This is a genomic window from Erythrobacter sp. (assembly GCF_038133525.1).
GTDB lineage: Bacteria > Pseudomonadota > Alphaproteobacteria > Sphingomonadales > Sphingomonadaceae > Qipengyuania.
Genome location: NZ_JAYPTL010000005.1, coordinates 23,275 through 47,407 on the forward strand (window position 1 = coordinate 23,275; position 24,133 = coordinate 47,407).

General features: G+C 63.0%; 26 protein-coding genes. 12 read left to right on the plus strand and 14 right to left on the minus strand.

All coding sequences use genetic code 11. The features are described from left to right. Nucleotides 1–31 precede the first annotated feature (31 nt). Genes AAFM29_RS02205 through AAFM29_RS02245 form a run of 9 tightly spaced genes read right to left on the minus strand, consistent with a single transcriptional unit; the run spans nucleotide 32 to nucleotide 8,239 of the window. Nucleotides 32–1,003: an alpha/beta hydrolase gene (locus tag AAFM29_RS02205; RefSeq protein ID WP_341711193.1), complete on the minus strand. Its 972-nt coding sequence runs from the start codon at nucleotides 1,001–1,003 to the stop codon at nucleotides 32–34. Continuing rightward, entirely contained in the window at nucleotides 1,000–2,010 is a 1,011-nt protein-coding gene (locus AAFM29_RS02210; protein WP_341711194.1) for an SO2930 family diheme c-type cytochrome, read from the minus strand. The genes AAFM29_RS02205 and AAFM29_RS02210 overlap by 4 nt, the downstream gene beginning before the upstream one ends. Beyond that, nucleotides 2,007–3,212: a parallel beta-helix domain-containing protein gene (locus tag AAFM29_RS02215; protein WP_341711195.1), complete on the minus strand. Its 1,206-nt coding sequence runs from the start codon at nucleotides 3,210–3,212 to the stop codon at nucleotides 2,007–2,009. Before AAFM29_RS02215 ends, AAFM29_RS02210 begins: the two co-directional genes overlap by 4 nt. Nucleotides 3,213–3,270: 58 nt before the next feature. Further along, on the minus strand, nucleotides 3,271–4,770 hold the full coding sequence (locus tag AAFM29_RS02220) for a hypothetical protein (protein WP_341711196.1): 1,500 nt from the start codon (nucleotides 4,768–4,770) through the stop codon (nucleotides 3,271–3,273). Between the two features lie 55 nt (nucleotides 4,771–4,825). Next, complete coding sequence (locus AAFM29_RS02225) at nucleotides 4,826–5,167, minus strand: hypothetical protein (RefSeq protein WP_341711197.1); 342 nt, start codon at nucleotides 5,165–5,167, stop codon at nucleotides 4,826–4,828. 10 nt (nucleotides 5,168–5,177) lie between these two features. Further along, complete coding sequence (locus tag AAFM29_RS02230; protein ID WP_341711198.1) at nucleotides 5,178–6,671, minus strand: NAD(P)(+) transhydrogenase (Re/Si-specific) subunit beta; 1,494 nt, start codon at nucleotides 6,669–6,671, stop codon at nucleotides 5,178–5,180. Further along, complete coding sequence (locus AAFM29_RS02235; RefSeq protein ID WP_341711199.1) at nucleotides 6,671–6,955, minus strand: NAD(P) transhydrogenase subunit alpha; 285 nt, start codon at nucleotides 6,953–6,955, stop codon at nucleotides 6,671–6,673. The genes AAFM29_RS02230 and AAFM29_RS02235 overlap by 1 nt, the downstream gene beginning before the upstream one ends. A gap of 23 nt (nucleotides 6,956–6,978) precedes the next feature. Next, on the minus strand, nucleotides 6,979–8,103 hold the full coding sequence (locus AAFM29_RS02240) for an NAD(P) transhydrogenase subunit alpha (protein ID WP_341711200.1): 1,125 nt from the start codon (nucleotides 8,101–8,103) through the stop codon (nucleotides 6,979–6,981). A gap of 10 nt (nucleotides 8,104–8,113) precedes the next feature. Continuing rightward, a complete protein-coding gene (locus AAFM29_RS02245; protein WP_341711201.1) occupies nucleotides 8,114–8,239 on the minus strand; it encodes an aa3-type cytochrome c oxidase subunit IV in 126 nt (41 codons plus the stop codon). A gap of 180 nt (nucleotides 8,240–8,419) precedes the next feature. Here AAFM29_RS02245 and AAFM29_RS02250 point away from each other — a divergent pair, with 180 nt between their 5' ends. Both AAFM29_RS02250 and AAFM29_RS02255 read left to right on the plus strand, forming a co-directional pair. Beyond that, on the plus strand, nucleotides 8,420–9,838 hold the full coding sequence (locus tag AAFM29_RS02250) for a sigma-54 dependent transcriptional regulator (protein ID WP_341711202.1): 1,419 nt from the start codon (nucleotides 8,420–8,422) through the stop codon (nucleotides 9,836–9,838). A gap of 131 nt (nucleotides 9,839–9,969) precedes the next feature. Continuing rightward, nucleotides 9,970–10,752 (plus strand): SDR family oxidoreductase, encoded by a 783-nt coding sequence (locus AAFM29_RS02255; RefSeq protein ID WP_341711203.1) that lies wholly within the window; start codon nucleotides 9,970–9,972, stop codon nucleotides 10,750–10,752. Here AAFM29_RS02255 and folP read toward each other — a convergent pair. Further along, nucleotides 10,749–11,861 carry a dihydropteroate synthase gene (gene folP / locus AAFM29_RS02260; protein WP_341711204.1) on the minus strand — a complete coding sequence of 371 codons (1,113 nt, stop codon included), beginning with the start codon at nucleotides 11,859–11,861 and terminating at the stop codon, nucleotides 10,749–10,751. The two genes, AAFM29_RS02255 and folP, sit on opposite strands and share 4 nt — an antisense overlap. Nucleotides 11,862–12,096: 235 nt before the next feature. On the opposite strand from folP, the gene AAFM29_RS02265 reads away from it, so the two are divergent. Together AAFM29_RS02265 and AAFM29_RS02270 are read left to right on the plus strand one after the other, a co-directional pair. Continuing rightward, complete coding sequence (locus AAFM29_RS02265; protein WP_341711205.1) at nucleotides 12,097–12,489, plus strand: thioredoxin family protein; 393 nt, start codon at nucleotides 12,097–12,099, stop codon at nucleotides 12,487–12,489. Between the two features lie 24 nt (nucleotides 12,490–12,513). Continuing rightward, nucleotides 12,514–13,233 (plus strand): cytochrome c biogenesis CcdA family protein, encoded by a 720-nt coding sequence (locus AAFM29_RS02270; protein WP_341711206.1) that lies wholly within the window; start codon nucleotides 12,514–12,516, stop codon nucleotides 13,231–13,233. Between the two features lie 71 nt (nucleotides 13,234–13,304). Here AAFM29_RS02270 and AAFM29_RS02275 read toward each other — a convergent pair whose 3' ends face one another. Both AAFM29_RS02275 and AAFM29_RS02280 read right to left on the minus strand, forming a co-directional pair. Then, a complete protein-coding gene (locus AAFM29_RS02275; protein ID WP_341711207.1) occupies nucleotides 13,305–14,006 on the minus strand; it encodes a 2OG-Fe(II) oxygenase in 702 nt (233 codons plus the stop codon). A 255-nt stretch (nucleotides 14,007–14,261) separates the two neighbouring features. After that, nucleotides 14,262–15,401, minus strand: a complete 1,140-nt coding sequence (locus AAFM29_RS02280; RefSeq protein ID WP_341711208.1) for a site-specific DNA-methyltransferase — start codon at nucleotides 15,399–15,401, stop codon at nucleotides 14,262–14,264. Between the two features lie 410 nt (nucleotides 15,402–15,811). On the opposite strand from AAFM29_RS02280, the gene AAFM29_RS02285 reads away from it, so the two are divergent. Then, nucleotides 15,812–16,024, plus strand: a complete 213-nt coding sequence (locus AAFM29_RS02285; RefSeq protein ID WP_341711209.1) for a cold-shock protein — start codon at nucleotides 15,812–15,814, stop codon at nucleotides 16,022–16,024. A gap of 76 nt (nucleotides 16,025–16,100) precedes the next feature. Next, on the plus strand, nucleotides 16,101–16,334 hold the full coding sequence (locus AAFM29_RS02290) for a hypothetical protein (protein WP_341711210.1): 234 nt from the start codon (nucleotides 16,101–16,103) through the stop codon (nucleotides 16,332–16,334). Between the two features lie 4 nt (nucleotides 16,335–16,338). Here the strand turns inward: AAFM29_RS02290 and AAFM29_RS02295 are convergent, their stop codons facing one another. Then, nucleotides 16,339–16,974, minus strand: a complete 636-nt coding sequence (locus AAFM29_RS02295) for a ribonuclease HII (RefSeq protein WP_341711260.1) — start codon at nucleotides 16,972–16,974, stop codon at nucleotides 16,339–16,341. Between AAFM29_RS02295 and AAFM29_RS02300 the strand changes: the two genes are divergently transcribed. The 6 genes from AAFM29_RS02300 (at nucleotide 16,973) to AAFM29_RS02325 (ending at nucleotide 21,780) form a co-directional block, all read left to right on the plus strand. Then, nucleotides 16,973–18,118, plus strand: a complete 1,146-nt coding sequence (locus tag AAFM29_RS02300) for a PQQ-dependent sugar dehydrogenase (RefSeq protein ID WP_341711211.1) — start codon at nucleotides 16,973–16,975, stop codon at nucleotides 18,116–18,118. The two genes, AAFM29_RS02295 and AAFM29_RS02300, sit on opposite strands and share 2 nt — an antisense overlap. 50 nt (nucleotides 18,119–18,168) lie before the next feature. Next, nucleotides 18,169–18,702 carry an N-acetyltransferase gene (locus AAFM29_RS02305; RefSeq protein ID WP_341711212.1) on the plus strand — a complete coding sequence of 178 codons (534 nt, stop codon included), beginning with the start codon at nucleotides 18,169–18,171 and terminating at the stop codon, nucleotides 18,700–18,702. Nucleotides 18,703–18,730: 28 nt separating this feature from the next. After that, a complete protein-coding gene (locus tag AAFM29_RS02310) occupies nucleotides 18,731–19,279 on the plus strand; it encodes a DUF1285 domain-containing protein (RefSeq protein ID WP_341711213.1) in 549 nt (182 codons plus the stop codon). Then, entirely contained in the window at nucleotides 19,276–19,881 is a 606-nt protein-coding gene (locus AAFM29_RS02315; RefSeq protein ID WP_341711214.1) for a CoA pyrophosphatase, read from the plus strand. Before AAFM29_RS02310 ends, AAFM29_RS02315 begins: the two co-directional genes overlap by 4 nt. After that, nucleotides 19,874–21,052, plus strand: coding sequence for a CCA tRNA nucleotidyltransferase (locus tag AAFM29_RS02320; RefSeq protein ID WP_341711215.1), 1,179 nt, complete (start codon nucleotides 19,874–19,876; stop codon nucleotides 21,050–21,052). The genes AAFM29_RS02315 and AAFM29_RS02320 overlap by 8 nt, the downstream gene beginning before the upstream one ends. 218 nt (nucleotides 21,053–21,270) lie before the next feature. After that, a complete protein-coding gene (locus AAFM29_RS02325; RefSeq protein ID WP_341711216.1) occupies nucleotides 21,271–21,780 on the plus strand; it encodes a hypothetical protein in 510 nt (169 codons plus the stop codon). Between the two features lie 84 nt (nucleotides 21,781–21,864). Here the strand turns inward: AAFM29_RS02325 and parC are convergent. Then, nucleotides 21,865–24,133: DNA topoisomerase IV subunit A (parC, locus tag AAFM29_RS02330; protein WP_341711217.1), on the minus strand; the 2,269-nt coding region annotated here is incomplete at its 5' end.

Genomic DNA, 24,133 nt, shown 5'->3' on the forward strand with positions numbered 1-24,133 from the left:
GAAACCGCGGAAGTCCTCTAAACGGGCACACCTAGACCCCGATATTGCTTGTCCCGCGGGCCAAGATCTTCTGAAGCCACGCTTCGAGATCGGCAGCGCTGCGATCGGCGGTCTCCTCCATTGGAATATGCCCGATCCCCGGGTAAGCAACCAACGTAGCGTTCGGCAGGTTGGCCATGTACCATTTCGCGGCATCGAAGGAGATCAGTGCATCCTCTTCACCCCACATGACCAGTGTCGGGACCTGCATCGCAGCCACCTGCTCAGCAGCGAAACTTCGGCGTGGAGTACCAAAGCGCTGGCGCGTCGCGGCGCGGTTGCCCGGATAGCGTCCCAGTTCCCAGTAACGATCGACTGCCGCGTCAGTAACCACGGTCTGGTTTGAAACGCTCTGCGAATAGCTCTTCTCAACCAACGACCGTGGCAGGAACTGGCTCAGGAGGTCACCGATCACCGGCTTGCCCGCGAGATTGAAGATGATGTTGCCGCCGCCCTTGCGTTCGATCGGCGCACCGCCTGCATCGACCAGTACCAGAGCATCGAGCCTCTCGGGATGGGCTTGGGCATAGGCCATGGCGATCCCGCCGCCCATCGAATTGCCCACGAGCGTAAAGTGTTCGAGCTCGAGCGCGTCGGCCACTTGGTCGACGTCCTCGACGAAAGCATCGATATCGTACCGATCATCGGGAACCGCGCCGGTCAGGCCGTGGCCGCGCTGGTCATAACGGATCACGCGGTAGTGATTGTCGAGCGCTTCGGTCCATTTCTGCCAAGTGTGCAGGTCGGCGTTTGAGCCGTGCAACAGCACGATCACCGGCGCGTCACGCGGTCCCTCATCGCGAATGTGGTAGGTGCGGCCATCGGGAAAATCGAGTTTTTGCGATGGCGAGCCGCCATATTTCGCCCACATCGCGTCCGGATCGGTATCGGGCACGCGCAAGACAAAGAAACCGACCACGAACAGGGCGGCGACTATGCCCAGGACACGCAAGAACCGCTTCATGGGGCCATCTCCTCGATCCAACGGCGCACCACCGCGAGCCCTTCTTCGTCGACTGTCGACTTGCCGATCTCAGGCATGGCGATCCCTCCCTCTGTCGTCGACATACGATAGGGCAGGATCGAATGATCAGGTGAGCCGGGGACGATGTCGAACAGGAATCCGCCTGCCCCCCGCCCGGCCGCGACCGGACGCTTGCCGATCCCCAGCGCATGCGAATCCTGCTGTTCCCAGCGCAGGTCGAGGCCGCTGTTCGAGGCGGTTGCGCCTGGGCGATGGCAATGCGCGCAATTGACGTCGAGATAAGCGCGTGCGGCCTTGACCAAAGGCGCGCTCTCACGGTCTTCCCAAAGTGGCAGCTGGTCATCATCCTGCGGCATCGCATCGAGGTGACCCGCTAAAACCATGCCCTGCAACCAGTCATGTGACAGATTCCGCGCCTTGGGTCCGATCGGCGTCACCGCGCCGTCGAGACCATGGCATTCCTTGCACTGGTTCTTGTTCGGCACACGGTAACTGATCGCCTCACCCCTGGGCGTAACGAGGTCGAGCCGCGCACCAGCGACTGCCAGCCGCGCCTCGGTTTGCTCCTCGTTCCACAGGTAAGGGAGCGCCAACCAGCCGTCCGCACGGTGCAACAGCACCCGTGTTTCGATCAGGCGGCGCTTTCCCTCTACCGGGAAAGCGAAAGTCTTGATCAGGGCAGTGCCGACCGGGAGATCGAGCAGGTTTTCACCCCGCGCAAACGCCTTTGCCCCCTTGGGAACATAGATGAAGCGAAGCTTTTCTGCCCCGTCCGAATAGAGCGGGGTGTTGAGTCGATAGGGCATCACTCCCGCCGCTGGAACCTGCGCCCCAGCATCCGCAAAGAAGCCGAATTCGGACAGCGCGCGCGGCAACCCCGGTTCAGTGATCGCTGCTTCGCTTACCGCTGCAGTTGGAGTGGCCTGCACCGCCAGCGCACCAGCCAGGGCCAGCGCGGCGCAGGCCGCCCAGGCTGCATGCCTCATCCGCCAAGCCTCTCGTCCAGCGCCACGGGCGCGCCGATCCCCTCGCGGTAGAACACATCGACAGGGCGTGGTGCATTCTGCATCAAGGTCGGCTGCGCGTCGGCGAGACCCTGACCCTGTTCCTGAAGGTTGAGGTTCCAGCCGACGATACCCGGTGCCACCGCGAGCGTGGTCGCCGGATTGCCCAGCCCGTCCCACAGCAGCGGCGGTAGTTCACCGCCGAATGCCGCCAGTAGGGCTTCCTTGCCATCAATCTGCGGATCGTAGCCGCCCTGATCGATCAGGTTCGCCCCGATCGTGACATTGCGCGGGATCGGCTCATAGCGCGGATCGTCATAGTGTTGCGGGTAGGCGACGACCATGATCGGGGCGGTCGGGTTGCCCGACAGGATATTGTTCTCGACCAGCACCCGGTCATTGGCCATGACCATGATCCCGGTACCGCGGCGCACACCGGCGACGATATTGCCCGGCGGTGCGAAATTGGGCGTATCATTGGCCACAACGAGATTGTTGGCGACGATGACGTTGCCACCGCCCATCACCGGAAGGCCTGGCAGGTCGAACACCAGAATGCCGCCGGTATTGCGCGTGGCGATATTGTGTTCGACCAGCGCATTGCGGCTGTTCTCGATCTCGATCCCGGCGACATTGGCCTCCGCAATCGAATTGCGCACGGTGATGCGGTTCGACTGACCGACATAGATACCTGCGTCGGAAGCGCCCGTTACCTTGCAGCCATCGATCAAGATGCCGTCGCTTTCGACCGGATAGAGGCCATAGGCGCCGTTGGTGGCGGCCGGCCCATTGGTCCAGGTCACCCGGATGCGGTAGTAGACGATATTGTCTGCGCCCTTCGACTTGATCCCGTCGCCCTTGGGATTCTCCAGCGCGAAATCGCGTAGGGTGACGTTGTCGCTGGTGACCAGCAGCCCTTCGCCCGCGCCCTGCTGCCCGGTGAAGTCGAGTACCGTGCCGTCCATGCCCGCGCCGCGGATGGTCACGCCCTCGACATCGAGGCTGAGCCCGTCGTTGATCGCATAGCGTCCGGCGGCCAGTACGATCTCATCTCCCGGCTCAGCAAGGATCAGCGCTTCCTGCAAGCGTTCCTGCGCGCCATCGCCTGGCTTGATAGTGTGGGTGGCGGCAAGCGCAGGTGCGGTGCTTGCAAGCAGCGCGGCGGCAAGTGTCATTCGAAACATGAGTCTCTCCCTTGCGGCGCATAGTGCCGCAAGGAAAAGCGATTGCAAGCTGGCTGACCTAGGTTCCGCTTGCCGTAGCGGCAGCCAAACCCTGCAGTGACAACCGCCGCCCCGGCGCAAACGCCAATGCCCGGCGGAACGCCTCTGCCGCTTCATCCTTGCGCCCAGCCTCGAGCAATTGTTCACCGAGCAATTCCCAGCTGGGCTTGGCCATGGGCGGCGGGCCATAGACAGCGGGAACCGCGCTCTCGGCCTCCGCCGCGGTACGGAGCAGAGCAAGTCCAGCATCACTGTGCCCCGAGGACAGTGCGACCACAGCCTCGCCCTGCGCCAGCTGCCGTTCGTACCACGGCATGAACCAAGTATTGAGCGGATCCTCCTGCTTGAGTGCCTCTTCAACCTGCGATCCAAGCGACTTCATGTCGGCAAGCGCCGCAGCTGCCGCCGATGCGCTACCGAAGGATTGAAGCAGTCGTGCATAGGCCAGGTCGTAGCGTGCCAGCAGGAAGCCATCGTCGATACCTTCCATCGGCTGCGGCCAGTTCCCCGTGGTGACACCGTTCGAAAGCGCAATCCCGGTATAGCTACTCGCCGCACCCCAGCCGAGTTTATCTTTGGGGCCTTGCGCAATCTGGGCTTCGGCTTGCGCACGGCAGCCATTGACGATCTCGTTCGCATCCTTGCCCTGCTGGACCAATGCGTAGGTGAGCCACTCGTTGTAATGCCCGCAAAAGGATGGGCCCCTCCCCGCTGCCACGCGTTGGCGATCGACTACCGCATCGGCGTTGATATTGGCCTTCTCCGACGATTCCCAGTCACCCAGCGCATGGAAGATATGGCTTACCATGTGCTGTGCATGACCGGCATCGGGCGCGACGACGGCGTAGCGTGCCGCCGCGCGTGCGCCCAGTGGGGCATGGTCGGCATCGTCATAGGAATGGATCAGATAGTGAAGGAGACCCGGATGCTTCGGGTGCTCCATAAAGCCTTCTTCCAGTACCCCTGCAGCGCGCATGAATACCGGGATTTGGCGACCACCATGCGACGAGGCGAGAATGGCGAGACCGGTAAAGGCGCGCGCCTCGATATCGCTGGGATCCTGCGCCAACATCGCCTGCATCTTTGCCAGGTATGCAAGGTCGCGCTCTTCCTTGCTTCCCTCCCCATAGAGTGTCTCAACCGCATCGAGCCATTGCGCTTCGCGCACGGAACGGGCCTTGGCCATGCGTACGGCCGGCGTCGCCCCCAGCTTGGCCAGCACCGCCAACGCACCATCCCGATCCTGGTAATCCCACAGGGAATGGTTGTGGGTCATCGCTTCACCCCAATAGGCCATCACGAAGTCCGAATCTGCGGCTTGCGCTTCCCGGAAAGCCGCTTCCGCGCGGTCGTATTCGAAGCTGTGCAGCAGTGCGACGCCACGCAGGAAAGGCGCAGACGCCTTTGCATTTCCGCTGTGCGTCATGGCGACATGTTCAACACCCACCCGGTCCTGCGCAACTGCCGGAACAGCCAATGCGCCAACGGCGCAGGCAATGATCAAACCCAACTTGTTCATGACGATTTCCCCCCGCGGCGATCATGCCGCAACGGAGATACAATGCAAGAAGCGCCTATCGGGCGGTGAAAGCGCAGACCGCGGCAGACGTGGCGGTGACTTCGATGACCTCCGGATCGTCGACCTGTCGCGCGCGCTCGAGGAATTCTGCCACGGTGATCGGCGCCACCGCCTCGCCTTCCTTCGAGTTCAGGCTTTCAAGCTTGCGCAGTTGCCCCAAAGTCAGCCTGTCAGCCATTCGATCGGCCATGCAAGACGCCATAGGCTGGGGTAGGCCGTGGGCAACGAGTTCGCTTTCGATCCGGCTCTCGACCGCCCGGCCAAGCCCGCCGGTCAGTAGCCACCCGCCGCCCAGGGCAAGCAGCACTGCACCGACAATCAGGATTTTCCGTTTCATCGCGACGCCTTCAGTCGAGCGCCTTTACGATTTCCTCGACCATCTTTTTCGCGTCAGCGAGCAACATGACGGTCTGATTCATGTAGAAGACGTCGTTGTCGACCCCCGCGTAACCCACCCCGCCCATGCTACGCTTGATGAAGAACACCTGCTTGGCCTTGTCTACGTCGAAGACGGGCATCCCGTAGATAGGCGAGCTCTTGTCGGTCTTCGCCGCAGGGTTCACCACATCGTTCGCACCGATGATGAAGGCGACGTCGGCCTGGGCGAACTCTGAGTTGATGTCTTCGAGCTCGAACACCTTGTCGTAAGCCACATTCGCCTCGGCCAGCAGGACATTCATGTGCCCAGGCATGCGGCCCGCAACTGGGTGGATCGCGAACTTCACCTCGACGCCCTTTTCTTCGAGCAGATCGGTCATTTCGCGCAAGGCGTGCTGCGCCTGCGCCACCGCCATGCCGTAGCCGGGGATGACGATGACCTTTTCCGCCTGTTCGAGCATGAACGCGGCGTCTTCGGCACTGCCGGTCTTGTAGGGGCGCTGTTCGCCACCCCCGGCCGCAGCAGCTGAGTCATCTGCTCCGAAGCCCCCGGCGATCACCGAGATAAAGCTGCGGTTCATCGCGCGGCACATGATGTAGCTGAGGATTGCGCCCGAGCTGCCGACCAGCGCGCCGGTGATGATCATCGCTGTGTTGTGCAGCGTGAAGCCCATCGCCGCCGCCGCCCAGCCGGAATAGCTGTTGAGCATCGACACCACGACCGGCATGTCCGCGCCGCCAATGGGAATGATCAGCAGGAAGCCGATTGCAAAGGCAGCGGCGACGATCGCCCAAAAGAGCCACCCCTCGCCTGCGGGTGCGACCGGAGCCATCGCGTAGGCCGCAGTGCCGCCAAGGATCGCCACCAGCGTGCCGAGGTTGATCACGTGTCGCGCGGGCAGCATGATCGGCTTGCCGCTCATGTTCCCGTTCAACTTGGCAAAGGCGATGACCGATCCGGAAAAGGTGATCGCGCCGATTGCCGCGCCAAGCGCCATCTCGACCCGACTTACCGCGAGGATATTGCCGGAAGCATCAAGGATCCCGAACGCGTCCGGATTCAAGAATGCCGCAACCGCGACCAGCACTGCCGCGAGGCCGACCAACGAGTGGAAAGCGGCCACAAGCTGCGGCATGGCGGTCATGGCGATACGCTGGGCGATGACGAAACCTATGATGCCGCCAAGGAAGATTGCGATGCCGATCTCGGCGATATTGGCGATCTCGTGCGTGACCAGGGTGGTAGCGACAGCGATCAGCATACCTGCCATTCCGAAGCGATTGCCCCGGCGACTGGTCGCTGGTGAAGACAGTCCGCGCAGCGCGAGGATAAAGAAGACACCCGCTACAAGATAGGCCAGCGCAACCCAGGGGTTCACCGCACCGTGCGCGGCAGCCGGGCCACAGTCACCGAAACATTCGAGCGGCGCAGCGCCTGCGGAAGCAGCAAGAGAGGAGAACATCACTTCTTCTCCTTCTTCTTGTACATCGCCAGCATGCGTTCGGTGACGGCGAAGCCGCCGAAGATGTTCACGCTCGCCAGCACAACGCCCGCCAAGCCCATCCATTTGGCGATATCGCTCCCCGCAGTAGCGGCAGCGATCAGCGCGCCGACAATGATCACCGACGAGATCGCATTGGTCACCGCCATCAGAGGGGTGTGCAGCGCCGGAGTGACCGACCAGACGACGTAATAGCCGACGAAACAGGCCAGCACGAAAATCGACAGGATTGAGATGAAGTCCACTTTGGCCCTCCCCGGGTCCGGAATTATTGCGCCGCCAGCCTCTCGTTCACGACCTTGCCGCCCTGCGTCAGCCGCACGGCATTGCCGATTTCCTCGTCGAGCACAGGCTTGCCCACTTCCTTGTCCCAGAAAGCCGAGAGAAAATTGTAGAGGTTGCGCGCAAACAGTGCCGAGGAATCGGCTGCGAGATGGCTTGCGGTGTTTGAAAAGCCGATGATCTTGACGCCGTGCTTCTCGACCACCTGGTCGGGGACCGACCCTTCGACATTGCCGCCTTGCGCCACTGCGAGATCGAAGATCACGCTGCCGGGCTTCATCGTGGCGATCTGCGCATCGCTGATCAGCCGAGGCGCCGGGCGACCCGGTATCAGCGCAGTGGTGATGACGATATCCTGCTTGGCAAGATGGCCCGACACCAGTTCGGCCTGCGCCTTCTGGTATTCCTCGCTCATCTCGGTGGCATAGCCGCCCGAGCCTTCGCCTTCGATCCCTGCTACGTTCTCCACGAAAATCGGCTTCGCACCGAGCGACTGGATCTGCTCCCTGGTGGCCGAGCGAACGTCGGTGGCCGAAACCTGCGCGCCAAGCCGCTTGGCCGTGGCGATCGCCTGAAGGCCCGCTACGCCCACGCCCATCACGAAAGCGCGCGCCGCCTGCACGGTACCGGCAGCGGTCATCATCATCGGGAAGGCACGGCCATATTCGTTCGCCGCAGCCAGCACCGCCTTGTAACCTGCCAAGTTCGATTGGCTGGAAAGCACATCCATGCTCTGCGCACGGGTAATGCGCGGCATGAATTCCATGCTCAGCGCCTCAAGCCCCGCCTTGGCATAGGCCTCTACCCGCGCGGTCTCGCGAAACGGATCGAATGTCGCGACGACCCAGGCGCCCGGTTTTGCACCCTTCAGCGCCGCCACGTCGGGCGCCTGCACGCCAAGGATGATATCCGCATCCTTGACCGTCGCAGCTGCCTTGCCGACCTCTACCCCGGCTTCGCGATAGGCCTCGTCGGAGATCGCGGCGTTGATGCCGGCCCCAGCCTCGATCGCGATTGTCGCTCCAAGCGTTGCGAACTTTTTCGCAGTCTCGGGTGTCAGCGCGACCCGGCTTTCCCCGGTCGTGCTCTCTTTCAGCACCGCGATGCGCATGATCGCAGGCTTAGTCGGAGATCAGGACGACGATGAGCAGCGTAATCAGCGCCAGAGTGGGGATGACCCATTTCAGCATGCCGATGAAGGATGAATAGGTGCTGCTGTGTGCCTTCATATCGTTGGCGGAATCCATGACGCTCCCCTGAGTTCGGAATAACAGTTGCTGCGGTCTATCGCGGGCGCGGCACTCGCTCAAGCCCTTCGGTGGCCTGCTCAGGGGGCAAACAGGCTTAATCGGCTATTTACCCCTTTGCCCTATGCATGGCTGAACGGCGGTGTTCCGCCCTTAGGCTACGGGGGGCCGGCAATCCTTATGGCGACCGACGAAACGCGCCTGTTGATGCTGATTGACAACGAACCGGCGCAAAGCCGCTTCGTAAGCACGCTCGCCGCGCGCGAGGGTTGGCGCACGCAGGTCGTGGGCTCGGGAGCCGAGGGGATAGAAAGGCTCGTCGCACCCGAAGGAGCCGACATTCATGCGGTTCTGGTCGACCAGCGGGTGCCCGGCGAAGATGCTTGTGAACTTATCCGCGAAATCCGCTCTGCGCGCCCTGAACTCCCGATTTTGATGCTCACCGCGAGCACTTCGCCGCTACTTGCGGTGGAAGCCATGCGTTCGGGTGCCACGGATTACCTGATCAAGCCCGTCGGGCCCGACCGTCTGCTTGCCGCCCTGCGCAGCGCGGCACGGGTCGAGGCGCAGCGCAACGAGCTGCAGCCGATGTCCGAGAAAATGCCTGCTGTGCTGGAGTTCGACGCGATGGTCGGCACCGCGCCACCGTTCCGTACGGCGCTGGCCAAGGCGGCCACCGCGGCGCGCGGACACGGCCACGTGCTGGTTGAAGGCGAAAGTGGAACCGGCAAGGAAATGGTGCTGCGGGCGATGCATGCCACGTCGACCCGCGCCAAGACGCCGATGAAGCTCGTTGCCTGCGGTGCAATGCCCGCGACCTCGCTCGAATCGCTTCTTTTCGGTCACGAGAAGGGTGCCTTTGCCGGGGCCTTCGATCGCCAGACCGGCCTGCTCGAGCTTTGCGACGGCGGCACGCTGATCCTCGATGACATCGACCGCATGGACCTCCCCCAGCAGGAACGGCTGGCCGACGTGATCCAGAACGGAATCGTCCGCCCGACAGGTGCGGCGCACGGCTTCAAGATCGACGTTCGTATCTTCGCTTCGAGCGATCTGCCAGTGGAAGAGCTGGTGGCTGCTGGCGAATTCTCACCGCGCCTTTTCACTGCACTTTCCGCGACACGCATCCACCTGCCCGCCTTGCGCGACAGGCTCGGCGACATCCCTGCCCTTACCCGCTATTTCCTCTCCAAGATCGGCGATCAGCCGGGGCTGATCCACCATTCGATTGCCGACAGCGGGCTGACCCTGCTCGAAGCCTACGATTGGCCCGGTAACGTGCGCCAACTCCAGGCGGTGCTGTTCCGCGCCTCAGTCTTCGAACAACGGGAAGCACTTACTGCGCACAGCTTCCCGCAGCTCTCGCAACTGCTTGGCGACAGCCCCGACCGCGGCGAGAGCCGTGCGCGCGGGCTTGGCGTGATCCTCTATACCGACGATGGTAACTTGCGTCCGCTCGAAGAAATCGAGGCCGACATCATCCGCCTCGCCATCGGCCATTATCGTGGTCGCATGACCGAGGTCGCTCGGCGTTTGGGCATCGGTCGATCCACGCTCTACCGCAAGCTGTCGGAGCTTGGGATCGACAACGCCGCCTGATCGCGCTACCTCGCTGCCGAACCAATCGGGAGTACCTCAGGTGATCAAGAGCCACCGCTAAGGCGGACCAGCTTTCGAACCCGGCGCGAATTGCGTCCGGTGATCTCACCTGATTTTCCCGAGGTATACCCATGCAAAGACTGAATGAATTATTGTGCGTAGTTTCCGGTGGTGCGCGCGGCATCGGCAAAGCCGTCTGCACCGCATTCCTGGCCGAGGGTGCGCATGTCGTGCTCACCGATATTGACGAGGACGAAGGCAGGAAAGCGGCCGCCGAACTGGGCTGCGAGTTCCGCAAGCTCGACGTCGCAAATGAGGTCGACTGGGACGCATTCGCCGCCGAATTTCCCGTGATTGATGTACTCGTCAACAACGCCGGGATTACCGGCTTCGAAGATTCGCCCGGGCCGCACGATCCGGAACATGCGAGCCTTGCCGAGTGGCGCCGGGTCAACGCGGTGAATTCCGAAGGCACCTTTCTCGGTTGCCGCTATGCCTTGCGGGCGATGAGGGACCGGGGAACGGGATCGATCATCAACATGTCTTCGCGCTCAGGCATCGTCGGTATCCCGGGAGCAGCGGCCTATGCAGCGAGCAAGGCGGCGATCCGCAACCACACCAAGTCGGTTGCCCTCTACGCAGCGCAGCACGGATGGGCGATCCGCTGCAATTCGATCCATCCCGCGGCCGTGCTTACCCCGATGTGGGAAGCATTGATCGGCGACGGGCCCGATCGCGAAGCGCGGATGGCAGCGATGGTCGCCGATACCCCGCTCAAGCGCTTCGGCACGGTCGAGGAGGTCGCTGCCCTCTGCGTATACCTCGCCTCGCCCGAAAGCGCCTATATGACCGGGGCCGAGCTCACCCTCGATGGTGGCCTACTGGCCGGATCGGCAGCTTCGCCCGGCGACTAGCCCGGCAGGTCTGCAAAATCGGTCAACGCTGCGTCCCTGAGGCCGCGCCAGACGTTTCGCGCCTGGACGGTTTCGGGGACGTCATGGACCCGGACCATCTGCGCACCTGCGTCCATGCCCTTCACCGCCAGCGTCACGCTGCCGCCGAGCCGCTGTTCGACGGGCGCCTCGTTCGACAAGGCGCCTACCACCCGCTTGCGGCTCGCGCCGAGCAACAGCGGGTGCCCCAACGCGTGGAACATCGGCAGCGCATTGATCAGCGCGAGGCTGTGCGCCAGCGCCTTGCCGAAACCGATGCCGACGTCGAGGATGATGTTCGCCGGATCGATACCCGCGGCTACCGCACCATCCCGCCGTTCGCGCAGCGCGTCGAACACGTCGAACACCACACTGTCATAGTTGCCGCCCTCGTGGAGATCGTCCCCCGTCCCCGGTGCATGCATCAACACCACCGGGCAGCCGGCACTTGCAACCACCTCCGCGGCGCGTGGATCGTGCGCGAGGCCGCTGACATCGTTGACCATGTGCGCGCCCGCCGCGAGCGCCGCCTCCATCACCGCTGCCTTGCGCGTGTCGATGCTGACCGCGGCGCCCATGGCCGTGCAGGCTTCGACTGCCGGGACAACGCGCTCGATTTCGTCGCCTTCCCACAGGGCCTTGGCGCCCGGCCGCGTGCTCTCGCCCCCGATATCGAGGATCCCCGCTCCTGCCTCTAGCATGGCCGCGGCATACGCCCTTCCCGCCTCGCGATCGGCGAGAAACTTACCCCCGTCGCTGAAGCTGTCAGGCGTGACATTGAGGATGCCCATGACCTGCGGCTGGTCGAGCCGAACCGTCCGCGAACCCAACGCCAGCGGCGGATGCGCCAGCTTGAGATTGGCCCATTGCGCCTCCGCCTCGGCACCGACGGCATCGGGCAGTTCCCCCAGCACCTGCGCCATGGTGTCGGGCGCGGCGAGCCAGCGTTCGGCGACCGTCCCGTCCTGCCGCAGGATCACTGCAAAGCGGCTTGCATAGACCATCCCGCCAGCAAGCCTGATGGCATTGCCATGTTCACTCTGCGGGCCGAGGACGAAACCGATGGGGCGGATATAGACTGAGCTTGTCATCGTTCAGCTTCCTAGCAGCCGAGCTTAAGGATGGAACACATGGAACAGGGTCATGGCGAAGAAAATCCAGATCGGGAGCGTTGCGAATAGATTTATACGTCCAGGGATATGAGCGCCTGAAAGATTAGGAAACCCGCACCGCGAACTCACGATATTTGTAACCGATCCCTTGGGGCAAGCGAAGCAACGCGGGACCCGGCGAGGGTCTATCAAAATTGCGATCGAGGTTCCCATAATGCTGAAGAAGCTCAAGATTTTCCTGCTTTCATTGGTGGCCCTGGTCGCCGCGGTTCCGGCGCTCGCTGCAGCAGGCTGGACGGCATACGAGCCGGAAAACTTCGCGGCCGCGCAAGCCGCAGGGAAGACAATCGTCGTCGACGTCCATGCGGATTGGTGCCCGACCTGCCGTGCCCAGCAGCCCACGCTTGAGAAACTGCGGGCCGACAAGCGCTTCACCAACGTAGTCTTCGTCAAGGTCAATTTCGACAAGGACAAGGACTTCCTGCGGGCCCACCGTATCCCGCGCCAGTCGACGATCCTGGTCTTCAAGGGACGGAGCGAAACGGCGCGCTCGATTGCTGAAACCCGCCCGGAAAAGCTCAGCGCCGCGGTCATCGCAGGCCTCTGACCCTAACACAGATCCGTATCTGGCATGCTCGGTGAATTCGCACTGGCCCTGATTGCAGGGCTGGTAACCATCCTGAACCCCTGCGTCCTGCCGCTTGTGCCGATCCTGGTGGCATCGGCGGTGGGCAAGCATCCTCGCGGTCCCATGGCGCTCGCGGCGGGAATCGCGCTGTCGTTCACACTGTTCGGCTTCACCGTGATCGCCTTCGGTTTTCAGCTCGGCATTAACGAGCAGGCGATCCGCATCGGTGCCGGGGCGTTGCTGGCGATTTCGGGCATCGTGCTGCTCATCCCAGCCTTGCAGGCACGGATTTCGGCGCTCGCCGCTCCACTTTCCAACCGGGCGCAGAACAAGCTCGATACGGTGGACGGTGCGGGGATGAAAGGTCAGTTCCTGGTGGGGCTGATACTCGGCGTGGTGTGGGCCCCGTGCGTGGGCCCGACGTTGGGCGCCGCGATTGCCGCGGCAAGCCAGGGCGAAAGCCTCGCCTCGGCCTTCCTGATCTTCCTCGCCTTTTCGATGGGAGTGGCCCTGTCGATCATCGCCTTCGCTTACGGATCACGCAAGGCGCTGGCGGCCAAGGCAGGCGCCTTGCGCACCATTTCGCGCTTCGCCAAGCCGGTGTTCGGCGTGATGCTACTAGTAGTCGGGACGATGGTAGTGACCGGCTTGGACAAGCAAGTCGAGGCAACTGCGCTCGACCTCCTGCCGCAGAGCTTGATTGAATTCACGACGGGCTTCTGATCAGCAATCTTCGTTGGATCAGGCGGATAGAACGGCACAACTCAAGGTCAGCAAGCCCCGAACTCGAACTCCTAGGCGGCATCGTGCATGATGATACCCAGTGTTTGCCGCGACCCCGAGGAAATCTCTGCGACGCCGTGACGCAGGGCAACTCGGTAATCGCCTCTGGTGCCGCGCTGCGGTCTTTGATTGACTGCAATGATTACGGCATCACCCAATCCCGGCCGGACAACGTGCCCCAGCGACTGCATGCGAGGACGGTTCTCGACCAGCAAGAGCTCACCCCCTTCGAAGTCGCTCCCGGGTTCGGATAGCATGACGACCGCCTGCAGAGGGAAGACGTGCTCACCGTAAAGGTCCTGGTGCAGGCAGTTATAGTCACCCTTGCCGTATTTGAGCAGCAGGGGCGTTGGCCGCTCCTGCCCCGCGGTATGGCAGCGGTCGAGAAACTCGTTGAGAGACCCGGGATATTGCTGGTCGAGCTTCAACCTTTCGCACCAGGCATTGGCGATGGGAGCGAGCCGTCGATAGAGTTGCGTACGGAGCCTTTCGACCAGCGGCGGCAGCGGATAGCACAGGTATTTGTATTCGCCACGCCCGAAGTTGTGGCGCGCCATATGGATGTGGGAGCGGAACCGGCTGTCATCTTGATACAGGTCCGCCATGTCCCGGCATTGCCGCTCAGTGAGCAGCACTGGCAGCACCGCGTAGCCCTTCGCATCCAGTGATGCATGAATGGCATCCCAATCGTAGCGGTCAAGGTTGTTGTTCATTGAGGTACTGCACAAACCCGACCTCACGATCGACCACCCCTGCGGCCGAACGTCAATGCTGACAGCGCTTTGTCTCGCCGGAATGACCTGTAGTCATGTATTTCCGCAATCAGGCCGCAGGTCAGGGCGGTCAATCCGATAATGTAACGCACGCTGGCTCCTCAAAAAGTTGAGGAGCCCCTATCGGCGTCCGCGGACCTGCGCTTCCCGCGGCTTGCTTTCAAAATTCGAGCGCTGGGCAGCGCTTAGCGCACCCTAGTCTTCCACCGCCAGCAGGTAGAGCTGTCGCGCCGCATCGATCGGTTTGATCTCGCCGGCGCTCTCATAGTGCCAGAAGGTCCAGCCGTTACAACTGGGCGCACCCTGCAGGTCCTTGCCAAGACCGTGGATGCTGCCGGTCTGCTTGCCCAGCGCCAGCGAGCCATCGGCGCGCACCGTTGCGACCCAGCGCCGCTTCTTGTCGAATACTTCGGTCCCGGGCTTGAGGAAACCGCCCTCCACTAATGCTCCGAAAGCGACCTTCGGCGCGGCGCGACCAGCCTGCATGGTGGTAAGTGCGCTTTCGTCGAGCGGGAGTTCCTTTTCGATCCGCTTCAGCGCGGCGTCGCGATAGACGCCTTCGCGTTCGCAGCCGATCCATTCGCGACCAAGACGCTTGGCCACCGCGCCGGTTGTGCCGGTGCCGAAGAAGGGATCGAGCACCACGTCGCCGCGCTCGGTGGTCGACAACAGGACACGATAGAGCAGCGCCTCGGGCTTCTGCGTCGGGTGGACCTTGGTCCCGCTTTCCTTGAGCCGTTCTTGTCCGCCGCAGATCGGCAGCACCCAGTCGCTGCGCATCTGCAGCTCGTCATTGAGCGTCTTCATCGCGCGGTAGTTGAAGTGATACTTCGCCTTTTCGCCCTGGCTCGCCCAGATCAGCGTCTCATGCGCATTGGTGAAACGGGTGCCCTTGAAATTGGGCATGGGATTGGCCTTGCGCCAGACGATATCGTTGAGGATCCAGAAGCCCAGGTCCTGCAGGATCGCGCCGACGCGGAAGATATTGTGGTAGCTGCCGATCACCCACAGCGCGCCATCGGGCTTGAGGATGCGCTTCGCCTCGGTCAGCCAGGCGCGGGTAAAATCATCATAGGTCTTGAAGCTGTCGAAGCGGTCCCACTCGTCAGTGACAGCATCGACATGGCTGCCGTCCGGGCGCGCAAGGTCCCCACCAAGCTGGAGATTATACGGCGGATCGGCAAAGACGAGGTCGATCGAAGCGGTCGGGATCGAACGCATGGCTTCCACGCAGTCGCCCGCAATGATCTGCCCGAGCGGGAGCAGTTCCTTCGGTGTTGCAACTGCTTTTACAACCGCTTGGGCGCGGTTCTTCGTGGTCGTAATGACCCCCATGCGTATTCCCCTGTTCGTAGTTATCCACAGGGTGAGTCCTCGCGGAGTCCACGTCAAGAGTCTTGCGATAGCCCGTTAGCCTTAACATGCCGTTATCCAAGAGAGAACGAAAGGAGTCCGGCACAAGATATTGAGTCCGGACGGATTCGCCGGACTCAAGATGATGCGGGTGTGGCGCGGAGGACTCAATCGCCCGATAGTTTAATCGTTAGGTCGATCAGCGTCGGCATGCTACTGCGCTCACGCTGACGTCGAAATTTGCGACGGACTTCGGCCTTTGACGAACGCCGCTTGCCCCAATTGGGCCCCGGCGCAAACCAGACGACGACTTCCTTTCATCGGACGATTTGACGCACGACCTCGCCGCATCCTGCGGTGGGGCAACCCATCGTTTCTTGAAAGGAAACACCATGAGCAAGACTGGCACAGTCAAATTCTTCAACTCCGACAAGGGCTATGGCTTCATCCAGCCCGACGATGGTTCGGACGACAGCTTCGTCCACATCAGTGCAGTGCAGGCCGCCGGCATGCAGTCGCTCGATAAGGACCAGCGCCTCAATTACGAAATCGAGACCGGCCGCAATGGCAAGGCGAGCGCAGTGAATCTTTCGGCCGCCGACTGATCCCGGATTCGCCTCGCACGCGATCGATTTGCAATTGCCGTGCGGGGCGACCACCCCTGCGTCGAAAGGCCCCAATGTGTCCCAGCAATCCTACGAATTCTACGTCGCGCGAGCGGAAGCCTCTGCTGCCGAAGCGAAGGTCGCCACGCTCGAAAACGTGCGCGAACGCGCCCTGCGCGCCGAAGCCACCTGGATGGGGCTGGCCAGGCAAGCCCGCGCCGTCGCCAAGCAGCGCCTGAAGATCGAAACCGAGAAGGCCGCCGCCCGCGCAGCCGCTGCCGAGGAACTATCGGCCTTGCCTGAGACCTGACGGCTCAGCCGGCCGCTGCAAACAGATCGGCCTGCGCCACCGGGGCGAAGCTGCGGCGGTGGAGCGGGGTTGGCCCGTACACCCGCAATGCCTCGATATGCTCCGCCGTGCCGTAGCCCATATTGCGTTCCCAGCCGTAATGAGGGTGCCTCTCGGCCGCCTCGCGCATCAACCGGTCGCGGTACTCCTTGGCAAGGATCGACGCGGCGGAGATACACGGCTCGAGCCCGTCCCCACCGACTATCGCGCGCGCCGACCAGCGCCATTCGGCCCTGCGCCCGGCAGGCGTCATATTGCCGTCGATCAACACGTCTTCCGGGTCCACTCCCAGCGCCGCAACCAGCCGGGCAACCGCCTGGGTCATTGCCAGCATGGTCGCCTGGAAGATGTTGATCCGGTCGATTTCCTCGGGTTCGACAACGCCCAGCGCCCAACCGCACTGCGCGCGGATCTGCGGCTCCAGCGCGGCACGCCTTTTCGATGAAAGGCGTTTTGAATCGTCCAATCCTTTAGGGACCGGCTTGCCCAACACCACGGCCGCCGCCACAACTGGTCCCGCCAGCGGCCCGCGCCCGGCCTCATCGACACCGATGACCAGCGGCGCGGCACGAAGTCCATCTTCGGGAATTGCACAGAACATGAAACAGCCTTCGATACTTGCCACTACCCTATCGCCCCTCCTCCTGCTCGCAAGCTGCGGGAATGGTGCAGGCGGGGATAATCCATCCGCTGAAGAGACCTTTGCGATCACCGAGCACGGCAATTTCGATCGCCCTTGGGCCGCCGCATTCCTGCCCGGCACCTCTCTGCTGTTCATCACCGAGAAGGCGGGCGCGCTGAAGTTCATCAATACCGCCAACGGCACGCGGGGCGCGGTCACCGGCACCCCAAAAGTGGACTTCGGTGGCCAGGGTGGCCTGGGTGACGTCGCCTTCCTGCCCGCAGAGGCGGCGAGCGAAGTTGGCACCCGGACGATCTACCTCTCTTGGGCTGAAGCGGGCGAGGACGACACGCGCGGCGCGGTCGTCGGCAAGGGTATGCTCAGTTGCCCGCGGGTCGATACCTGCACGATCGAAGGCCTCAGCGTGATCTGGCGGCAGCACAAGGTAACGGGCCGCGGGCACTATTCGCACCGCATCGCCTTCAGTCCCGATGGCCAATATCTGTTCGTTTCAAGCGGGGAACGCCAGAAGATGGAGCCGGCGCAGGATACATCGAACAATCTTGGTTCAGTGGTGCGACTGAATCTCGATGGCACCGCGGCATCAGCCAATGCCTTCACCGGCGAAGCGGGCAAGGCACAGGACATCTGGTCCTATGGCCATCGCAATCTCCTGGGTCTCGCTTTCGATCTCGAAGGACGCCTGTGGGATGTGGAGCACGGGCCGGCCGGCGGCGATGAGCTCAACCTGGTCGAAAAGGGCGCCAATTACGGCTGGCCGCGCGTGTCCGACGGTGACCACTATGACGGCACCGAAATCCCCAACAACGCCACCAGCACGGCCTACCATCAGTCCGCGATCACCTGGACCCCGGTGATAGCGCCGGGCAGCCTGGCATTCTATCGCGGCGACCTGTTCCCCGGTTTCAAGGGCAATGCCCTGATCGCCGGCCTGTCGAGTAATGCGATCGTCCGCGTTGCCATCGATGGCGATACCGCACGCGAGATCGCGCGCTATGCCATGGACGGCCGCATCCGCGGTGTGATCGAGGGGCCTGACGGGGCCCTATGGGCAATCGAGGACGGACAGGGCGGCCGCCTGCTGGAACTTCGCCCGCGCTAAGGTGAAATTGATCGACTCGGGAGCGCAGGGGGCCTAAGCGCCGCGCCCTTATGGCGACCCTTGTGCCCTTGTCCGCGATCGACCCCGCGCTGGTCGAAGAGCTGCTCGACGCCGCTTTTGGAGAAGGCCGCCACGCGCGTACCGCCTACCGCATTCGCGAGGGGATGGACTGGTTGGAGGCACTCAGCTTCGCCGCCCTTGATGACGACGACTATCTCGCCGGGACGATCCAGTGCTGGCCAGTCGCTTTAACCGATCCGCAGGGGCGGCCGCATCCGATGATCATGGTCGGGCCCGTTGCGGTCATGCCCGGCCGCCAGGGCGAAGGGTTCGGCAAAGCGCTGATGGCGGCAAGCCTTGCCGCCATCGACAGCGGGTTCGATGATGGTGCTGCCCCGCTGCCCCAGGTGATGATCGGCGATCCCGACTACTACGATCGCTGGCACTTCACCGCCGAACACACGGGAGGTTGGCACTGCCCCGGGCCCTACGAGAAGCATCGCCTCCTCGCTCGCTCGGGCAATCCGGCGATCTTGCCGCCCGAGGGCATGTTGGGGCCGTGGACGTCGGCCTTGGCGAACTAGCGCGCATCTGGCATCGGCTGTTCTGACGATGCCTTACGTTCCTCCTCCCGAACTTGCCGGTCTCTCGCTTGCGCAAATCGCCGAGCAGGTCGCTGCGCGCAAGCTGCCGCCGGTCGAACAGTGGTCGCCGCAGGAACGGGGCGAAAGCCACATGCGCATCGCTACCGACGGGAACTGGTACCACGAAGGATCGCGCATTACCCGCCCGGCCATGGTGCGCGCGTTCTCCGGGCTGCTGCTGCGCGATAATGCAGGGCAACACTGGCTGGTCACGCCTATCCAGAAGCTCGCCATCAAAGTCGAGGATGCAGCCTTCGTCGCGACCGACGTCAGCCAGACCGAGGGCACACTGGCCTTCCGGCTCAATACCGACGAACTGGTGGTTGCCGGGCCACAGAACCCGATCCACGCGGCAGGAGATGCGGATGCGCCCGCGCTCTACATCGCGGTGCGGCGCGGCTGCGAGGCCCGGCTCAACCGCTCGACCTATGAGCAGCTGGCGCAGATCGCGCTCGATGGGGGCGACGACTGGACCGTGACCAGTGCGGGGGCGAGCTTCTCGTTACTGCCGGCATGAGCACGTTGTTTGATCGTCTTGCTGGCATGCTCCATCGGGGACATGCGCGCGACGTCGGCGAATTGATGACCGACAAGCGCTTCGCTGACCTCGACAATATGGCCGAAGCAGCCGTGTTGATCGCAGTAACGGATAGCGAACGCCCAAGTGTCCTGCTGACTCAGCGTCCGCGCACCATGCGCGATCATCCGGGGCAGGTTGCGTTTCCGGGAGGCAAGCTCGATCACGGCGAAACCCCGATCGAGGCAGCCCTGCGCGAGGCCTGGGAAGAACTCGGTATTGCAGGCGAGCATGTGCGTGTGATCGGCACGACCGATCGATACTGGACTGGAACCGGCTTTGAGATAACGCCGGTGCTGGCCACCGTACCCGATGGCCTGGCGATCCAGCCCGACCCGCATGAGGTCGAAAGCTGGTTCGAATGCCCGCTCGACAAGCTCATGGATGCGTCGCAATGGAACCGCAACTCGGTGTTCTGGAAAGGCGCAATGCGCGAATATCTCGAGATGGATCATGACGGCTATCGCATCTGGGGTGTGACCGCAGCGATCTGCTGGAACCTCTCGCTTCGCCTGGCCTGGTTGGAAGCGCATGATGGCTGAGCACCTGCCCAAGGCGGAATGGACACAGCGCGCAGACCTGGCACGACTGGTCGACGCCCTTGGCGCGGATTCGGTACGCTGGGTCGGCGGCTGCGTGCGCGACACGCTGCTGGGAATTACGCCGAACGATATCGATTGCGCGACACCGCATCGCCCCGGCGCGGTGATCGACAAATGCCGCGCGGCCGGAATCCGGACCGTTCCCACTGGTATCGATCATGGCACAATCACTGCCATTCTCGATGGGGGACCGGTCGAAGTAACGACACTTCGCCGCGATGTGTCGACCGATGGCCGCCGCGCAACCGTGGCTTTCGCCGATGACTGGCGCGAGGATGCCGCCAGGCGCGATTTCACCATCAACGCGCTCTATGCCGACCCGGTCACGCTGGAGCTTTCCGACTATTTCGGCGGGTTCGCTGACCTGACCGCACGCCGCGTCCGCTTTATTGGCGAAGCGGAAGACCGCATTCGCGAGGATCACCTGCGTATCCTGCGTTACTTCCGCTTCCAGGCGCGGTTCGGCGATGCACTGGACGAAGAGGCAGTGCACGCATGCCAGTCGCTTGCCAGCACGCTCAAGGGCCTCAGCCGCGAACGCGTTGCGATGGAACTGCTGGCAATCCTCTCCCTGCCCGATCCGATCCAGACGATCGACCTCATGGCCGAGTTGGGCGTCCTCGAAGTCATCCTGCCGGAAGCGCGCGCACCCGAACGCGCTAGCCTCAAGGCATTGGTCGCACAGGAAAATGCGCAAGCCCACCAGCCGAACGAGATTCGTCGGCTCGCCGCGTTGCTGCCAGCCGTACCCAGCGTCGCCGAAACCGTGGCGGCCCGCCTGCGCCTCTCCAAGGCACAACGCGCGCGCCTGGTTTGCGCAGCTGGGCGCACTCCAACTGATGCCGAGGCACCACGGGCCTTGGCCTATCGCGAAGGGCTCGACGGTGCGATCGACCGACTGCTGCTCACGGCCAGCGATTCTGCTTCGCTAAGCGGGTGGCAGGTCCCCCAGCTTCCGCTCAAGGGGGGAGAGATCGTCGCCCGCGGCATAGGCAAGGGGCCGGAAGTTGCCCGTATCCTGCGCGCCGTGGAGCGGCGCTGGATCGAAGAGCAGTTCCCGCCACGCGAGCGGGTAGAAGCCCTGCTTGAAGAAGAACTGGCCGCGCGCTGAGCCGCTTCAGCCTGGCTTAAGCTGGTTATTGCTACAAGATTCCCACGCGGTTGCCATATCGGCTTTCGCATGGAATAGAGTTCCCGCACCCGCCTGGCGGGAGCCTTGCGGGTCGTGCGGATGTCCATTCGCGCCGCTCTAAACATCCCCGTCGGCTGCACTGCGCGTTGGCGCGTGGCGAAGCCGTATGTGTCGAATTTGAATATCGGAGTTGCATCATGAAATTCGCCAAGTTGGCCGTAGCCGCTGCCATCCTCGCCGCCACCCCTGCTCTCGCCAACGAGCAGGTCGTCGCCGGCGCCACCGTCTATGGACCCCAGGGCAACCAGGTAGGTACCATCGTATCGGTCGAAAACGGCCAGGCCGTGCTCGACACTGGCAAGCACAAGGTTCCGCTGGGCGTCGAAATGTATGGCCAGGGCGAAACCGGCCCGACGATCACCGTCACCAAGGATCAGCTCAACGGCCTGGTTGACGCGCAGCTCGCCGAAGCCGCCGCCAAGCGCGATGCTGCTCTGACCGTTGGTGCCGAAGCCATGGCCGCCGATCATGCCGCGCTCGGCACCATCCTCGAGATCGATGGCGACAACATCATCATCGCTCGCGGCGGTGATGAAACCAACAAGGTCACGCTGCTGCGCGGCCACTTCGATGCCACCGACCACGGTCTGATGGCACGCCTGACCAACGCCCAGATCGACGAAGCTCTGGCCGCGCAGGCGCAGTAACAGCTGGGGCCCGCATAGCCGGGCTGTAGGGGGCCGGAAGCGCGCAGACGCTTCCGGCCTTTTTCAGTTGCCAACTCAGTAAAGTCAGCCGAACCGGTTATCCCGCGGGAAGCCAGTCGGCGGCATGCGCCCTGCGCCGCCGCGCGCGACCTTCCATTGCCACATTTCGGGCTCGGTTCGGGTCCGGCCTTCCTTGCCACCCATCGTCCAGCTGAGGCCGTCTTCGAGCTTGAAGGTGGTTGCGTCGCTGAGGCCGCCATCGCGATAGCGTTGCAATGTGACGCCCTGCCCGCGCGCCATGTCCGGCACTTCCTCGAGGTTGAACACCACCAGCTTGCGGTTGTCGCCAACCACCGCGACATGATCGTGCCCGGCTTCGATCGGGCGTGCCACGACCAGCTTGGCCTTGTCCTTGAGGTTGACGACCTGGCGGCCCTTGCGCGTTTCGGCGAGCAGCTCGTCGGTAGTCGCGGCAAAGCCCTTGCCCGTCGTCGCAGCCAGCAGCAGGCGCTGGCCCGGCTTGTGGACGATCACTGCCACGATCTGCGCCTCGGCATCGATATCGAGCGTATTGCGCACCGGTTCGCCGAAACCGCGCGCACCGGGCAACTTGTCTGCGCCCAGTGTGAAGAAGCGCCCATCATCAGCGGCCAGCAGCAACTTGTCGGTGGTCTGCGCATGGAGCACGAATGCCGGGCCGTCACCCTCCTTGAATTTCCATTCCTGGTCCAGTGGCAAGTGCCCGCTGGCCCCACGGATCCACCCGCGCTGCGAAAGGATCACCGTCACCGGTGCCTTCTCGATCATCGCGTCCATGCTGAATTCGACGGCCGGCGATGCCTCCGCAATTGTCGTACGGCGGCGGCCCAACGCGGTGTCCTCGCCGTATTCCTTGCGCAGTGCATTGAGATCGCGTTTCAACCGTGTGCGTTGGCGCGCGGGGCTTTCGAGCAGCTTGTTAAGGTCCTCCTGCTCCTTCAAGAGCTCGTCACGCTCCTGCCGCAGCTGCATTTCCTCGAGTTTGCGCAAGCTGCGCAGGCGCATGTTGAGGATCGCTTCGGCCTGATTGTCGGTGAGCTGGAACTCTTCCATCATCACCGCCTTGGGCTCGTCCTCGGTGCGGATGATCTCGATCACCCGGTCGAGGTTGAGGAAGGCGATGATATAGCCCTCGAGCAGCTCCAGCCGCCGCTCGATCTGCCCAAGCCTGTGGCGCGTGCGACGCTGGAGGATGTCGATCTGGCTGGCGATCCAGTGGGTGAGCACTTCCTTGATGCTCATCACCATCGGCGTGCGACCGGCATCGAGCACGTTGAGATTGAGCCCGAAGCGCGTCTCCAGATCGGTCAGCTTGTAGAGGCTTTCCTTGAGCAGCTCGGGCTCGACGTTGCGGCTGCGTGGCACCAGCACGATCCGAATCTGCTCATCGCTCTCGTCGCGGACATCTTCGAGGATCGGCAGCTTCTTGTCGGCTATCAGCTGGGCGATCTGTTCGATCAGCTTGCCCTTCTGCACCTGGTAAGGAATTTCGGAGATGACCAGCTGCCATTGCCCTCCACCGAGGCGCTCGATCCCGGCTTCGCGATCTTCGGGCTTGTCGGACTCAGCCGCATGGAACCGTCCCCGCACGCGGAAGGATCCGCGCCCCGTCTCGTAGGCTGCGGCAATGGTCTCAGCGCTTTCGGCCAGGATACCGCCAGTGGCGAAGTCCGGCCCCTTGAACAGCTCCATCAGTCGCGCATGCTCGACATGCGGGTTGTCAATCACCTCAAGCGTGGCGTCGACGATCTCCGCGACATTGTGGCTCGGAATGTTGGTCGCCATGCCGACCGCAATGCCGCTCGAACCATTGGCGAGAAGATTGGGGAACAGGCCGGGGAAGATCTCGGGCTCTTCCTCCTCGCCATTGTAGGTCGGGATGAAATCGACCGTCCCGGCGCCCAGCCCTTCCATCAGTTGCAGCGCGGTCTTGGTCAGCCGCGCCTCGGTATATCGATAGGCGGCGGCATTATCTCCGTCGATATTGCCGAAATTTCCCTGTCCCTCGACCAGCGGATAACGCAGCGCAAAATCCTGCGCCAGGCGGACCATGGCATCATAGACCGAAGAGTCGCCATGCGGGTGGTACTTGCCGATCACGTCACCCACGACGCGGGCAGACTTTTTGAAGGCGCTGTTGGGGTCCAGTTTGAGTTGCCGCATCGCCCACAACAGGCGCCGGTGAACTGGCTTCAATCCGTCGCGCAGGTCAGGTAGCGAGCGCGCGGTAATCGTGCTCAGCGCATAGACGAGATAGCGCTCTGATAGCGCAGAATCGAAGGGAGCATCGACGATGGCGTCGAACGGATCGGCG

What these genes read in the sequence shown, in the direction of transcription:
- AAFM29_RS02205 (WP_341711193.1), bottom strand. Translation starts at nt 1,003, where the DNA reads ATGAAGCGGTTCTTGCGTGTCCTGGGCATAGTCGCCGCCCTGTTCGTG.
- AAFM29_RS02210 (WP_341711194.1), bottom strand. Translation starts at nt 2,010, where the DNA reads ATGAGGCATGCAGCCTGGGCGGCCTGCGCCGCGCTGGCCCTGGCTGGT.
- AAFM29_RS02215 (WP_341711195.1), bottom strand. Translation starts at nt 3,212, where the DNA reads ATGTTTCGAATGACACTTGCCGCCGCGCTGCTTGCAAGCACCGCACCT.
- AAFM29_RS02220 (WP_341711196.1), bottom strand. Translation starts at nt 4,770, where the DNA reads ATGAACAAGTTGGGTTTGATCATTGCCTGCGCCGTTGGCGCATTGGCT.
- AAFM29_RS02225 (WP_341711197.1), bottom strand. Translation starts at nt 5,167, where the DNA reads ATGAAACGGAAAATCCTGATTGTCGGTGCAGTGCTGCTTGCCCTGGGC.
- AAFM29_RS02230 (WP_341711198.1), bottom strand. Translation starts at nt 6,671, where the DNA reads ATGTTCTCCTCTCTTGCTGCTTCCGCAGGCGCTGCGCCGCTCGAATGT.
- AAFM29_RS02240 (WP_341711200.1), bottom strand. Translation starts at nt 8,103, where the DNA reads ATGCGCATCGCGGTGCTGAAAGAGAGCACGACCGGGGAAAGCCGGGTC.
- AAFM29_RS02245 (WP_341711201.1), bottom strand. Translation starts at nt 8,239, where the DNA reads ATGGATTCCGCCAACGATATGAAGGCACACAGCAGCACCTATTCATCC.
- AAFM29_RS02250 (WP_341711202.1), top strand. Translation starts at nt 8,420, where the DNA reads ATGGCGACCGACGAAACGCGCCTGTTGATGCTGATTGACAACGAACCG.
- AAFM29_RS02255 (WP_341711203.1), top strand. Translation starts at nt 9,970, where the DNA reads ATGCAAAGACTGAATGAATTATTGTGCGTAGTTTCCGGTGGTGCGCGC.
- folP (WP_341711204.1), bottom strand. Translation starts at nt 11,861, where the DNA reads ATGACAAGCTCAGTCTATATCCGCCCCATCGGTTTCGTCCTCGGCCCG.
- AAFM29_RS02265 (WP_341711205.1), top strand. Translation starts at nt 12,097, where the DNA reads ATGCTGAAGAAGCTCAAGATTTTCCTGCTTTCATTGGTGGCCCTGGTC.
- AAFM29_RS02270 (WP_341711206.1), top strand. Translation starts at nt 12,514, where the DNA reads ATGCTCGGTGAATTCGCACTGGCCCTGATTGCAGGGCTGGTAACCATC.
- AAFM29_RS02275 (WP_341711207.1), bottom strand. Translation starts at nt 14,006, where the DNA reads ATGAACAACAACCTTGACCGCTACGATTGGGATGCCATTCATGCATCA.
- AAFM29_RS02280 (WP_341711208.1), bottom strand. Translation starts at nt 15,401, where the DNA reads ATGGGGGTCATTACGACCACGAAGAACCGCGCCCAAGCGGTTGTAAAA.
- AAFM29_RS02285 (WP_341711209.1), top strand. Translation starts at nt 15,812, where the DNA reads ATGAGCAAGACTGGCACAGTCAAATTCTTCAACTCCGACAAGGGCTAT.
- AAFM29_RS02300 (WP_341711211.1), top strand. Translation starts at nt 16,973, where the DNA reads ATGAAACAGCCTTCGATACTTGCCACTACCCTATCGCCCCTCCTCCTG.
- AAFM29_RS02295 (WP_341711260.1), bottom strand. Translation starts at nt 16,974, where the DNA reads ATGTTCTGTGCAATTCCCGAAGATGGACTTCGTGCCGCGCCGCTGGTC.
- AAFM29_RS02305 (WP_341711212.1), top strand. Translation starts at nt 18,169, where the DNA reads ATGGCGACCCTTGTGCCCTTGTCCGCGATCGACCCCGCGCTGGTCGAA.
- AAFM29_RS02310 (WP_341711213.1), top strand. Translation starts at nt 18,731, where the DNA reads ATGCCTTACGTTCCTCCTCCCGAACTTGCCGGTCTCTCGCTTGCGCAA.
- AAFM29_RS02315 (WP_341711214.1), top strand. Translation starts at nt 19,276, where the DNA reads ATGAGCACGTTGTTTGATCGTCTTGCTGGCATGCTCCATCGGGGACAT.
- AAFM29_RS02320 (WP_341711215.1), top strand. Translation starts at nt 19,874, where the DNA reads ATGGCTGAGCACCTGCCCAAGGCGGAATGGACACAGCGCGCAGACCTG.
- AAFM29_RS02325 (WP_341711216.1), top strand. Translation starts at nt 21,271, where the DNA reads ATGAAATTCGCCAAGTTGGCCGTAGCCGCTGCCATCCTCGCCGCCACC.